Source organism: Paenibacillus xylanexedens, from assembly GCF_017874615.1.
Lineage (GTDB): Bacteria > Bacillota > Bacilli > Paenibacillales > Paenibacillaceae > Paenibacillus > Paenibacillus xylanexedens.
In genome coordinates, this window is sequence record NZ_JAGIKV010000019.1 from 1 (window position 1) to 12,934 (window position 12,934).

Genomic DNA, 12,934 nt, shown 5'->3' on the forward strand with positions numbered 1-12,934 from the left:
TAGACCAAATTAAAACGCGGCTCAGAGTCGCATAAGGATACTGTCAGGTTTTTTAACTTACAAATATTTGAAGAGATTATTGGCAAGTACAGTAAAGAAGATGGAACAACTGTTCAGATCTCAACCCGCTCCATCATTGATGCGACGCAAGATGCGGATATTGCAGCCGCTGCAGGAGTTCCATATTCCATAGGCAGACAAGATATTGGAGATGGTAAATCCAAAATGGTCTCTACGCTCGTATTCAAGCTAAGCGGTGTTACTGATGAGGTATGGCAAAAGTTTAGGGAAAGAGAGGGAACCGGGGTTGATAAGATGAGTGCTTGGGGGTACGGTGATGCTAGAAAATATGAATCCTCCAATCCACAACATATTAAGATTCGCAGTCTGAATATCGGAAGACAAAATGATGATACAATCTTGATTAATACCATGCAAATCTTTGGGGTAGATCCTTTAGATCCGATATCTGTGAAAAAAGGTCTGGAAATCGGGCGTAAAGAAGCCCCACTAATTGTTGATTTTCTGAAGAAAAATTATGATGAATTTGCAGGGCTACAATATGCTGGAACAGCGAACGAACTTTACGTGAGGGAGTCACGTCATATCTATGGCGAGTACCGATTAACATTAGCTGATGTCATGGAAAATCGTGATCATTGGGATGCCATCGGATACGGCTCATACGATATTGATATTCAGAGCACGAGTGTTGGAAATCCCGGCACGATTATGTTGAGTCCGATTCAATATGGTGTACCTTTTCGCTCGCTTGTACCGCTAAAGGTTGATGGTTTGCTCGTCGTTGGACGTGCAGCAAGTTTTGATACAATCCCACACGGTAGTGCAAGAGTTGTCCCACTGGGAATGGCAGAGGGAGAAGCAGCAGGAGCGGCGGTCAAGCTGGCATATATCCATAAGGAGTCCTTCCGCGAACTCTCAACTTCCGAAGAGCGAGCATCTGAACTACGTAAGATGCTGGAGAATCAGGGGATGGATCTGAAAGTACATCGTTTCGAGCAGCCTGATTATATGGAGCATAAGGATTACAAGGGATTGCTGGCTGCAGCGAGTATGTACATGACTTCAGGCAATTATAATAACGATGGTTGGGAACTGGATAAAGGAATGAATCCAGAACGATTTTTAAGTAAATTGAAAAGAATGCAAGCGATGTTTCCAGAAGCCTACACAGGCAGTGCCGACCAAGCTCTAGCAAATATGGAGAATGCCGTAACTCTACCTTTAACGTTGGATCAGGCTGCGTATATGTTATGTCTGGCAATGGGATCTTCAGAAACGGAAACTTCACTTGAACAGGCACTTGCTCAATTACAAACGCAAAACTTTATAAGTGCCGACACGCTTGCTGGCATTACTGATAAGAACAATCTTACCAATGGGGATGCGTTTATGCTCATTCGTGATGTAGTGGAGTATTATTCTGGAGTTGTATTCGACTAATTGGTTGACAATTACTTGTAAATGAACTAATGTGGTCAAAAATGATAACAGCGTTATAACGAGGACATGATTTTGCAAGCCAGCTTCAACAGAGAGGGAACAGTGTGGTGCAAGGTTCCTGTAGCTGCTTCATAAATTCCTACCTCGCGAGCTGCGGAAGAGAATGCCCATACAGGGTTGCAACCTCCGCCGGCAGGGCCCGTTATGCCCCGTAGGACTGCATGTTACAGATCGCATAGGTTGCGAACGGATTAATTTGCAGTTAAATAAGGGTGGTACCACGACACATTCGTCCCTTGACGGATGTGTCTTTTTGCTGTTTATGCGCCGTATTTGATAACAAAAAGGAAGATTAGGAGTGTGTTATGATGCGTCAAAGTGAAATGCTTGTCCCAACATTACGTGAAGCGCCAGCGGAGGCAGATGCAGCGGGACATCGCTGGTTACTGCGTTCCGGCATGATTCGCCAACTGGCAGCAGGGATATACAGTTACCTGCCCCTTGGACGGCGTATATTGTTAAATGTTGAACGGATCGTTCGTGAAGAGATGGATCGTGCGGGATGTCAGGAAGTATTGCTGCCGATTATGCAGCCTGCCGAGTTATGGGAAGAATCCGGAAGATACACACAGTATGGTCCCGAATTGATGCGTCTGAAGGATCGTCATGCACGGGAATTTGCTCTTGGACCAACACATGAGGAAGTCGTAACCGCTTTAGCGCGGGACGAGGTGAGTTCGTATCGTAAGCTGCCATTCACGCTGTACCAGATCGGAACCAAGTTCCGGGATGAACGCCGTCCTCGATTTGGATTGCTGCGCGGTCGTGAGTTCATCATGAAGGATGCGTACTCCTTTGCTTCGGATTGGGAAGAGCTTGATCGGACCTATCAGGCCATGAACACAGCTTATAGTCGCATTCTGGAGCGTTGTGGTCTGGACTATATCCGTGTTGAGGCGGATGCAGGAACGATTGGCGGTCAAGGGGAAACACACGAGTTCATGGCTCTTGCTGATGTGGGTGAGGACACGATTGTAACCTGCAAATATTGTGGATATGCTGCAAATCTGGAGAAAGCGGATTATCAGACTTCTGGAGATATTGAGAAAAAAGAAGGAAGCTTGGAAGTTCCAGCCGACTCTGCGAGTGCAGACTCCGTGCTTCAAACGGATCAACACTCAGGAGCGGAAAACGTAGTACGCATCTCCACACCTGGCGTTCGTACGATCGCAGAGTTAACCACTTTTGTGGGCAAAGGTGCTGAACATATGATCAAAACGCTGCTTTATGTGGCGGATGGTCAGCTCGTCGCAGCCCTTGTACGTGGAGATCGTGAACTGAATGACATCGCATTGAAGCAGGTGTTGGGGGCAGAAGAACTGATCCTAGCAGACGATGCAGCAATTGCGGCACATCCGAACCTGAAGGTAGGTTTTCTGGGTCCGATTGGACTAAATCTGCCGATGGTGGTGGATGCTGACGTGGCAGTGATGAAGAGTGCAATTACAGGAGCCAATGAATTGGATGAGCATGTTTCCGGTGTACGCCCAGGGATTGATTTTGCATTGGAGCGAGTAGAACGAATCCGCTTTGCTGCGGAAGGGGATGCTTGTCCAACATGTGGATCGCCACTTATTTTTACCAAAGGCATCGAGGTTGGACACATATTCAAATTGGGAACGAAATATAGTGATGCCATGGGTGCTTCATTCCTGGATCGTAATGGTCGCCAGTGTGCGCCAGTCATGGGATGTTACGGCATTGGCGTATCCCGCCTGATGGCCGCTATAGCTGAGCAGTATGCAGGAGATGAGGGCATTCGTTGGCCGGCCGCTGTTGCGCCTTATGATGTGCATCTGATTACAGTAAGTTGGAAGGATGAGCAGCAACGTCAGCTCACCCTCCAACTGGAACAACAATTGATCGATGGCGGTTACACGGTATTGGTTGATGACCGGGATGAACGTCCAGGTGTGAAATTCAAGGATGCGGAGCTGATCGGATTGCCTGTGCAGATCGTTATTGGCCGAGGAGCAGCAGAAGGTCAGGTCGAACTGGGATCACACGCACTTGCAGCATCAGGTGAATCGAAACGAATCGGGTTGACTGCACAGGAGGCTGTACTTTATGTGAAGGAACAGCTCACTTCCTAAATTCAGGGATTCGCTAATTATATGAGTTCATATAATAGTACCGAATATGATGCGGTAGATGATTTTGATTGCTGGAGTTCCAATGTGAGCATGAAAAAGAGGGCTAAAGGCGTGCAATTTGGTAGGGTTTTATGAGTGATATCATACGAAATAACTAAATTTGGACATATATATTTAGTATACAGATGATTTTATGATTAAGGATTTGAAGATGATCATACTCAGACAGATTTATGTGCAAGTATGCAATGTTGAGAAGACAGAGATGTCGAAATTAAATGTACAACAAGCGCATGAATACGGTCATTCCGGAGATTTTTTATATAGTTCGGTGTCGAAGGCACATGATAAAGTTGGTCCGTAAAGGCCAGGCTGGGGTTTATTTTTACCTCAGAGGAGAATGTCAGGATCAGCAGGATATGTCCACAGGAAATGTTCAAGTATCTGATGTGGATTGATTTAAGAACTGAGATACAAAAGGGTGTCCCCCTTAACCAGTAATCTGGCTTGGGGGACACCCTTTTGGTTATGACAAGATAGATTCGTTATGTTGTTGCGCCTTATAAGCGATCATGCCTATATGCACTTTGCTTTGCTGAGCTTAAGAAACTGCAGGCAATTTCAATTGTTGACCTGGATAAATCCAGTGTGGATTTTTGATATTGTTCAGCTTTTGCAATGCCTGCCAAGTTGTGCCGTATTGTTTGGAGATAGAGTACAGGGAGTCTCCGGATTTCACAACATGCAGTTTGGCTGGAGCTGGTTTACTTGGTGTTGGTTTAGACGGTTTTTCTGGTTTTGGTGTTTCTGGTTTTGGCTTGGTTGGAGCTGGAGTTTCGGTTGCCGGAGTTTCCGGCTCTACTGCAGGTTTTACCGCTTCACTGATCCGACCATCTGTTTTGATGTCTACAGCGCCAAGCTTTTGCATGTAGTTGATCAACGCTTCATCCAACGCGCCGTACATACCTGTTGTAGCATATTTGGTGAACATGGTGTATTCGTCACCGCCAACAGCAGTGAAATCATTGGTCGCCAGCGTGTATGTTGCTTCCGGATCAAGGGCTTTATCGCCAACGGTTACGGAATGTACACGGCTACCTTCTGCAGCGGAAGTATCAATTTTGAACTTGATACCAGATACTTGCGGGAATCCACCGCTTGGTTCCGGGTAGGAAGCTACACCGACTTCAAGGGCTGCCAGAATATCGGACCCTTTCACTTCAAGGGTTACCACTTGATTACCAAAAGGAAGCACTGTGATGATATCACCTTTGGTTACGATCCCTTTTTCGATGGAAGCACGGATACCACCACCGTTAGTCAGTGCAATATCGGCTTTGCTGACATCACGAATGGCATCTGCAAGCAGGTCACCCAGGTTGGTTTCTCCTGCACGTACCTGTTCACGTTTACCATCCAGCAGAATAGCTGTATTGGCTACTTCTTCTTTCAAGATAGGTTCTTGTTCTTTTTGAATGGAGTTCACGAGAGTCGCGACTTTCTCATCTGGTTTGATGTCTTTTGCTTCCGTTTCATCAATTAATGTTGCTTGTTTCTTTGTTACTTTACCACCGTCTACCCACAGATCGATGACACCGACGTAGTTGGTGTATTCTCCTGCGCTTGCAATCAATGTTCCGTTATCGGATACAAGGCCATCTTGCAGTACAGTGTGACTGTGACCATCGATGAATACGTCGATGCCAGGAACTTCTTTAACAACTTTAAAGCTAGTATCCGTGCTGGATGCATCTTGTCCAAGGTGTCCCAATACAACAACAACATCTACTTTGCTGCGGATTTCGTTTACCAGAACTTTGGCTTCCGCAGATGGATCTGTAATATCAAGACCTTCTACGTTTTTTGGATTTGTTTTGTACAACGTTTCTGGTGTAGTCAAAGCGATGATACCGATTTTCACGCCATCCACCTCTTTAATGAGGTAAGGATCGAAGAGACGTGTTCCGTCTTTTTTCTTCACGTTGGCACTCAGCATGGGGAAGTTCATCATGTCCGCCAGTTCGATCAGGCGATCCGAACCATAGTTGAATTCGTGGTTACCCGGTACGATGGCTTGGTATCCCATTTCATTCATGACTTTCACGATGCTCTCACCATTCACAAGAGTGGCAAATGTTGTACCATGCACAGCATCTCCAGCATCGAGCAAGAGTGTGTTCGGGTTTTCGCTACGATATTTGTCAGCGATTCCAGCTACTTTGGCAAAACCCATAGCAGGTGAAGATTCAACTGCACGGGCATGCGTATCATTCGTATGTAGAATGGTAATGTGTTTGCCTGTGCCCGGAGTGGTATCCGTTGCAGCTGCGGCAATACCTACACTGCCAAACAGCAAACAGACCGTTAGCAGAAGTGAAACGTAATTCTTCCAGATTTTCATATGAATCCGAAACCTCCCATAATAATAATCTACTTGAGCGTTTACACAGCTCAAATAGTATTTTAACAGACTATTATTAGGAAATCTCGCGAATTACGTAAAAATAAGTAACCTGAAAGTGACATGTAAATCTGCTGTTGGAAAATATAAGCTTTGAAAAGAACGTATGTTCTTAAAGAGTGTAAAAAAAATGCTGCGCTTCGCGCGGCAGTCCGGTACGTAAACAAAATTTCTCCAAAGATTCATCCGGTTCAGGCATCACTCCGGAGGTTAGCAATTGAATGGCAAAACGATTGGCCTGTCTTTCCAGTTTACCTGGTGCAAAATAGGAATGCTCCTCCAGAAAGAAACGATTGATCCCTTTATGAAGCCGGTCATGGCCAAGCTCATGGGCGCACACGAACCGTTGCCATTCCGGCGGCAAATCATTGTGTATGACGATAAACCTGCGCCGGAGCTTGCGAAAGTATAGTCCCTTGGTGGACTTCCCCAAATTGGTGAAACGAATCTGTATTCCAACCGCGCGGGCAATGCTGAACGGGCAGTTGGTCCGGTGTTTTCGAATCAGCTTTGTTACGATGTCATCCATATGATCTCACCTGCTGCCTCATTAAATTCAGTGGGTCATGCCTCATGGGCGATTGTCCGATTCGTCTGTCTTTTTGCGTTTGTTCATCTGTTTGGCTTCCCAGAACAGACCTGTCAGCACATCCTTGATTCGTTTCTTGTCTTCTTCATCGAGTGGAATGCCGTCAAACATCAGATCATCATCGTCCTCCAACATCTTTTTGAAATCACGACGGTCTTTGTATGTAGCCCATTCCGGTACGTCCTGAAGTTCAGTGGCACTCCCTGGTTCAATATAACCAGCCTGCTTCATCATCTCTGTATAGGGCACCGAGAGTGCATCTGAAATCTTGCGGATGGTCGCTGGTTTCGGTACACCCCGGACCCCATTTTCAATACGTGAAATCTGTGAGTTGCTTATTCCGGCTGCTTCGGCGAGTTGATTGATGCTGTATCCCTGTTGCTCGCGCAGTTGTTTCATATAAGGACCAAAAGCGTGCTCCACAATTATGCCAACTCCTTCGATTCGTACAAGTGCTTGAAATTAATATTAAGAAGAAAGTTGAATGCGACAACTCCTAAACCTCTGCGGGTGCGCCGTTCCGGATTCGGATCGTTCTTTTGATCGCTGTTATCCCCGGATTTCCTGTTTCCCTTTCCTAAAGGGTGAAATCCGTTGATAAAGGCGAACGCTTTGCTTCTTCAGAATCGATTCCGTCTCCTCCACTACGTTCGCTCTTGGTAAGTACATTAACACATATTTCAAAGGTATCTTCTTAATATTAAAAATCAAATGACTTGTACGGAAGTTCATTAATTAAACAGTACTATAACGTATATATACCATTAGGTAAAGAGATATGAAACAATTATGCCAAAAGGCATAGGAAATGAGAGCGAAGGTTTTATTTTATCGTCAAAACGAACCAAAATGAAGGTTTACTCCGATCTCCAGAAAGTGGTATCCTCAAATAGAAATACGAACACTATACGAACAAAATGTAAAGTTGACGCGACGTGAGGTAAGTAAATCATCTTCTGAAAAGTGGAATTCCCCGGATTATAGCAGTTTGGAGTGATTCCAAAAGGCAACAGGGGGAAATTGAAGAAATGTCGTTATTATTTCAGAGATCTGGATAACTCTAATAAAAGATGAGAGCATGAGGGTTTAACTTTTATAGAATGAATTTTAAGTTACGCAAGAACGAAGAGGGCAGAAAAAAGCTGGAGAAGCGAAGTGTTCGCCTAAAAGCTTTCTGAAAGAAAGCTGCATCGGAAGCATACGCTTATCAATGGATTTCCACTTTTGAAAATATAATCAAAGAAATCCGGGGATAACAGCGATCGGAAGGTTGTTCTGTCATCAGAGTGAATATGCGAAGCTACTAGACTTTCATTCTATAGCGAATGTTAAAGGAGGAGATTGAATATGGAATTGATGCTGCCCGAATTGGACCGACGCAAAACACAAACGGCTGTTGAAGCTGCGCTGGAGAAATACCGAATCTATAAAACCATTGCATTTGAAGAACGAGAGGTTATGGTGACGGCAAGTTATGCCGAGCGTTTCCACGGTGCAACCAATGTGACGGGGGATTCCACGGCGAGAACGGCGATCTACAATGTGGACGTGCAGCGCGCACGTCAGGCATATTGCGATACGATTGATTTTGTTGTGTCCCGGCTGAGTGAAAAGGAACGTGTACTCGTCTGTGAACGGTATCTGAAAGACGATGATGTGTTTGACTATAAGGTGTATAACCATGTGTTTGATCCACCTGTCAGCAAGGATACGTATACGAAGATTCGTACACGTGCTTTCTACAAAATGGCGCTGGCTCTGTCAGATCGAGGTCTGATTAATATGGAGCCTTTGTCTGTGTCCCGCAAAGAGCGACAGAAGCTGGGCTGAGTGAGTGATTGAAGAAGTTGATCCTTTAATATCCAAGGTGGATTGGTTACAATAGTTGAACAAACCACAGTTGGCATCAGCCAAAGGAGAGAAGTCTGCCATGTCGGAAGAAGTCGGAATGCAGGAAATGGTCACGTTGAAGACAATCGCGGAAACGCTCAATACGTCCAATGATCTGAACTTAATGCTGGATACCGTGGTCGGCAAATTACTGGAGTTGACCGGATTAACGGCAGGCTGGATGTTTCTGATTAATGAACGTGGAGACTATACCTGTGTTTCGGATTATAATCTGCCCCCGGCATTACTGCGTAAAGATAAAGAGCCCATGCGAACGGGTACCTGCTGGTGTGTGAACCGCTTTAAGGACGGTCGACTTAATCATGCGGTCAACATCATTAACTGTAAACGGCTGGAGGATGCCGTGGAATTCCAATGGGGAGATACCCATGATATTACCCACCATGCAACCGTCCCGTTAAGGTCAGGTGAGAAGATGCTCGGCCTGCTCAACGTGGCTGCGCCAGCCAAGGAACAGTTCAGCGATAGTGAACTGGCACTGTTACAGGGCGTGGCATACCAGATTGGTAGTGCGGTAGAACGGATGAGATTGTATCGCGCGGAGCAGCGACGAGCTGATCTGTATGCCAAGCTGGGGGAGTTCAGCACGGCTTTGGGACTTGCAGTGAACGAATGCAGCAATTCTGATGCTTTTTCTTTAAAAGTTGTACAGCTGATTGGGCAGCATTATGATTGGCCTTTTGCTACAATCATTCAGCAGAAAAACGGAATGTTCGTTGTGCAGGCAGCCTATGCAGATGATAAGGTTCGAACGTTATCAAGTACTCCGTTATCTATAGAAGTGGCGAGCCACATTAACCATGTAATCAATAGTCATCGTGTAACATCTCTGTCTGGGACACAGATCGCTGAGATATTTACCCTGTGCAAGCCTGACCAGACTACGAATTCCATTGCCTCGGGAATTGCTGCTCGACTTCCGTACCATACGCCGGAGGAAACGGGAATTCTGGTAATCGGAATAGGAACATCAGGTCCTGCGCAGGCGGACCGTGAAGTGCTGGAGGCATTGGCGGAACATATTGCGGCCTCATGGGAGAGTCTGAAGCTGGCGGAGAATCGCCGCGAACTTGCACGAATGGAAGAGAGAAACCGGTTGGCTCGCGATCTGCATGATTCGGTTAATCAGATTTTATTTTCACTGTCGTTAACTGCTAAAGGCGCGGAAAGTATGTTATCCGGCTCCGAGCAGTTGCTCCCGGCAACGGAAGCGATGAAGGATATTCGGGCTTTGTCTCAGGAGGCTCTCAAGGAAATGCGCGCATTGATTATGCAGCTCCGTCCCGCGGGACTGGAAGCAGGGCTGCTCCATGCGCTACAAGAATACGGCACCAGCCAGGGTCTTCAAGTGGTGATGAATCGGACGGGAATGCGGTCTTTACCGCGTAATATAGAAGAAGCATTGTGGCGAATCGGACAGGAAGGGCTGAATAATGTACGGAAACACGCGGATATTCCTTCTGCTGAGGTCACTCTCAAGTTAAGTAATCATGAAGTGGTGCTCACCGTCACAGATCAGGGAAAAGGTGGTGCGAACAGGCCAGAAGCGTCGTCTGGAAGCTCCCTTGGCCTGTCCATTATGAAGGAACGGGCTCAATCGCTCGGGGGCAGCTTAGAAATAGTGAGTTCTCCCCGCAAGGGAACAACAGTAACGGCAGTCATTCCACTTCCGTTCGAATCTGTATAAAGTCAGGGGGAAGAAGAGATGCCGATTACGATTTTGCTCGCAGATGATCATGCAATGGTGAGACGGGGGCTGCACGTTTTTTTGACGACACAGCAAGACATGAAGGTTGTGGGCGAAGCATCCAACGGGCAGGAAGCACTGGCTCAGGCGGAAGCGTTAAAACCTGACGTGGTATTAATGGATCTGCATATGCCGGTCATGGACGGAATTGAAACAGCCAGACGGATGCGCACGTTATTGCCAGAAACGCGAATCATTGTGCTCACCTCGTTTTCCGATCAGGATCATGTGGTTCCTGCTGTGCGCGCAGGGGTGAAAGGATATCTACTCAAGGATATTGAACCAGAGGATCTGGCTGTGGCTATTCGCAATGTACATGCAGGTCAGGTGGAATTGCATCCTGCCGCAGCAGGTCAATTGATGCATGTGATGGCTTCATCCGATTGGTCTATAAATGAACAGCAACCACAGCATATACCGACAGATCGGTCAGCAGACAGTCAACATCAGGAGCCAAAGCAGAAGGGGAAATCAACTGAAGCGTCTCTTGGCGGACTGGATATGCTCACTCGCCGTGAACAAGAAGTCTTGGGGCTGATTGCTCAAGGATTGAGCAACAAGGAAATTGCAGTTCAATTGGTCATCACCGAAAAAACGGTCAAAACCCATGTCAGTCATCTGCTCGACAAACTGGGGCTGGCGGATCGGACACAAGCGGCTCTTCATGCCGTAAGAAATGGCTGGGTCGTCTGACCAATTCCGACATATGTTCATACTTAAGTCGTATAAACTCAACCTAAAGGTTGATTTTTTTGGTATTTCAAGTTAAGTCTATCTGCTGACGATTTGGATGCAAAAGAAAGGTAAGATAAGAATAGAAATAACAGATCGGTTGAAACATGAGAGTTTGAATTATTAAAAAACCAAGGAGAGTGAAATGAATGAATATTGTTATTTTGGCAGGAAGCAATCGGAACAATGCAACCAGTACACGTCTGGGAGAGTATGCTGTGGAGATTATTCGCGGTCAGGGACATCAGGCCAGCCTGTTTGATCTGTATCAGACACCACTTCCATTCTATGCACCAGATGAAAAACAAGCGGATCATGAACATCTGGCAGACCTGAATACACGTATGCTCGCGGCCGATGCGATCATCCTGTCTACACCAGAGTATCACGGCAGTATTAGCGGTGTGCTCAAAAATGCACTGGATCACCTGAGCCAGGCTCATTTCAGTGGCAAGCCCGTCCTGTCTATCAGCTCCTCTGGTGGAGCGGTGGGGGTAAGTTCGCTTTTACAACTGCAAGCGATTGTTCGCAATCTGCATGGAATTAATGCCCAGGAGTGGATATCCATTGGTGGTGCGCAGCGCAGACGATTTGAAGCGACATTTGACGGATACGAGGAGTACGAAGGGAGTCAGGATATAGAGGACCGGGTGCAGCGGGTCATTGGATCGTTTTTAAATCTGGCCCAGACGTTAACGAATGCGCGGAATTCAACCATGAGTTGAGAACAAACGAAGATAAAATGGGAAAAGGAAAAGAGGTTGAGCATTATGATTACAGGCATATTTGAAACACATCTAAACGTGACGGATCTGGAGAGATCCCATCATTTCTATGAAACGGTCCTGGGTTTACCCCATGCCTACGGGCAGAAAGAACGTGGGAACTCCTTCTACTGGATTGGTGGAAAAGGCAATGCCATGCTGGGATTGTGGCAAAAGGAACCTTCCGAGGTGCAGCGTCAGCACTTTGCTTTTCATGTATCTCTGGAGGATATGAAACATGCGGTGGCTCACTTGGAGAACAAAGGAATCAAGACACAGAACTTCCTGAATGATGATATCGGTGAACTGTACGTCTTCGGCTGGATGCCTGCGGTATCTGTATATTTTAACGATCCGGATGGTCATTTGCTTGAATTCATCGCCATGCTCCCGGATGAAGCGAAGCCTGAACTTGGCATGGTGCCGTGGAGTCAGTGGGAGGAGATGCAGGAGAAGACCGTATGATGATTGAAGAATTACAGTTATATACAACACGGTTGGAGGACCTCAAGCATTTTTATCGTGATACGTTGGGAAAGGAGGTGTCCAATGCGACAGATCAGGCCTTCAACCTGCAGGTTGGAAGGACAAAGATGATTTTTAAACCGTGTGAAACAGATCGTGAGCCCTTTTATCATGTGGCCTGGTCGATTCCGACGAATCGGTTCAAGGAAGCGAAGCAATGGGCTGCATCACGTGTTGTTTTAAGCAGAGAAGGAGATCGGGATGAGACGTACTCTACTAACTGGAACTCTCATTCTCTCTATTTCGAAGATCCAGCAGGCAATATTATTGAGCTGATTGCTCATCATCGTATTCAGAACGAGAGTGACCATGACTTCTCGACTCAAGATATATCACAGGTGTGTGAAGTTGGACTGGTGACGGAGGATGTTCTGTCTACGGTGAATGAGCTTCAGCAGATTGGACTCACGCGCTGGGGTGAGGTTAGTGATACCTTTGCTCCTGTAGGAGATGTGGACGGTTTATTTATTGTGGTGAAGAAGGATCGGACGTGGTTTTTCTCTACGCAAAAAGCAGAGATCTATCCGTTGGAAGTATCCATCCGTGGGGTGGGCAAGCTTCGAATTGGCTAAACTTTGCATTCCAGAG

General features: G+C 46.4%; 11 protein-coding genes. 8 read left to right on the forward strand and 3 right to left on the reverse strand.

What is annotated here, in order from left to right:
* The first annotated feature begins 78 nt into the window (after positions 1–78).
* Together J2Z28_RS21795 and J2Z28_RS21800 are read left to right on the forward strand one after the other, a co-directional pair.
* On the forward strand, positions 79–1,464 hold the full coding sequence (locus J2Z28_RS21795; protein ID WP_342357536.1) for an FAD-dependent oxidoreductase: 1,386 nt from the start codon (positions 79–81) through the stop codon (positions 1,462–1,464).
* A 368-nt stretch (positions 1,465–1,832) separates the two neighbouring features.
* Positions 1,833–3,617: a proline--tRNA ligase gene (locus J2Z28_RS21800; RefSeq protein ID WP_211084362.1), complete on the forward strand. Its 1,785-nt coding sequence runs from the start codon at positions 1,833–1,835 to the stop codon at positions 3,615–3,617.
* Between the two features lie 601 nt (positions 3,618–4,218).
* Here J2Z28_RS21800 and J2Z28_RS21805 read toward each other — a convergent pair.
* From J2Z28_RS21805 to J2Z28_RS21815, 3 genes are all read right to left on the reverse strand, one after another.
* A complete protein-coding gene (locus J2Z28_RS21805) occupies positions 4,219–6,018 on the reverse strand; it encodes a 5'-nucleotidase C-terminal domain-containing protein (RefSeq protein WP_211084273.1) in 1,800 nt (599 codons plus the stop codon).
* A gap of 172 nt (positions 6,019–6,190) precedes the next feature.
* Positions 6,191–6,607, reverse strand: a complete 417-nt coding sequence (locus J2Z28_RS21810) for an ImmA/IrrE family metallo-endopeptidase (protein ID WP_017690190.1) — start codon at positions 6,605–6,607, stop codon at positions 6,191–6,193.
* Positions 6,608–6,649: 42 nt separating this feature from the next.
* Positions 6,650–7,093, reverse strand: a complete 444-nt coding sequence (locus J2Z28_RS21815) for a helix-turn-helix domain-containing protein (RefSeq protein WP_026081239.1) — start codon at positions 7,091–7,093, stop codon at positions 6,650–6,652.
* A 921-nt stretch (positions 7,094–8,014) separates the two neighbouring features.
* Between J2Z28_RS21815 and J2Z28_RS21820 the strand changes: the two genes are divergently transcribed.
* From J2Z28_RS21820 to J2Z28_RS21845, 6 genes are all read left to right on the forward strand, one after another.
* Entirely contained in the window at positions 8,015–8,497 is a 483-nt protein-coding gene (locus tag J2Z28_RS21820) for an ArpU family phage packaging/lysis transcriptional regulator (protein WP_017690187.1), read from the forward strand.
* A 55-nt stretch (positions 8,498–8,552) separates the two neighbouring features.
* Positions 8,553–10,265, forward strand: a complete 1,713-nt coding sequence (locus J2Z28_RS21825) for a GAF domain-containing sensor histidine kinase (RefSeq protein ID WP_244988464.1) — start codon at positions 8,553–8,555, stop codon at positions 10,263–10,265.
* Between the two features lie 18 nt (positions 10,266–10,283).
* Positions 10,284–11,018, forward strand: a complete 735-nt coding sequence (locus J2Z28_RS21830) for a response regulator (protein WP_211084274.1) — start codon at positions 10,284–10,286, stop codon at positions 11,016–11,018.
* A gap of 188 nt (positions 11,019–11,206) precedes the next feature.
* Entirely contained in the window at positions 11,207–11,782 is a 576-nt protein-coding gene (locus J2Z28_RS21835) for an NADPH-dependent FMN reductase (RefSeq protein ID WP_036611439.1), read from the forward strand.
* A gap of 45 nt (positions 11,783–11,827) precedes the next feature.
* Positions 11,828–12,286, forward strand: a complete 459-nt coding sequence (locus J2Z28_RS21840) for a VOC family protein (RefSeq protein WP_211084275.1) — start codon at positions 11,828–11,830, stop codon at positions 12,284–12,286.
* The gene (locus J2Z28_RS21845) at positions 12,283–12,918 is read left to right on the forward strand and encodes a VOC family protein (RefSeq protein ID WP_211084276.1); all 636 of its coding nucleotides are present in this window, start codon (positions 12,283–12,285) and stop codon (positions 12,916–12,918) included. Before J2Z28_RS21840 ends, J2Z28_RS21845 begins: the two co-directional genes overlap by 4 nt.
* Positions 12,919–12,934 lie beyond the last annotated feature (16 nt).

Coding starts and splice junctions, on each gene's coding strand:
- J2Z28_RS21800 (WP_211084362.1), top strand. CDS start 1,833: ATGCGTCAAAGTGAAATGCTTGTCCCAACATTACGTGAAGCGCCAGCG.
- J2Z28_RS21805 (WP_211084273.1), bottom strand. CDS start 6,018: ATGAAAATCTGGAAGAATTACGTTTCACTTCTGCTAACGGTCTGTTTG.
- J2Z28_RS21810 (WP_017690190.1), bottom strand. CDS start 6,607: ATGGATGACATCGTAACAAAGCTGATTCGAAAACACCGGACCAACTGC.
- J2Z28_RS21820 (WP_017690187.1), top strand. CDS start 8,015: ATGGAATTGATGCTGCCCGAATTGGACCGACGCAAAACACAAACGGCT.
- J2Z28_RS21830 (WP_211084274.1), top strand. CDS start 10,284: ATGCCGATTACGATTTTGCTCGCAGATGATCATGCAATGGTGAGACGG.
- J2Z28_RS21835 (WP_036611439.1), top strand. CDS start 11,207: ATGAATATTGTTATTTTGGCAGGAAGCAATCGGAACAATGCAACCAGT.
- J2Z28_RS21840 (WP_211084275.1), top strand. CDS start 11,828: ATGATTACAGGCATATTTGAAACACATCTAAACGTGACGGATCTGGAG.
- J2Z28_RS21845 (WP_211084276.1), top strand. CDS start 12,283: ATGATGATTGAAGAATTACAGTTATATACAACACGGTTGGAGGACCTC.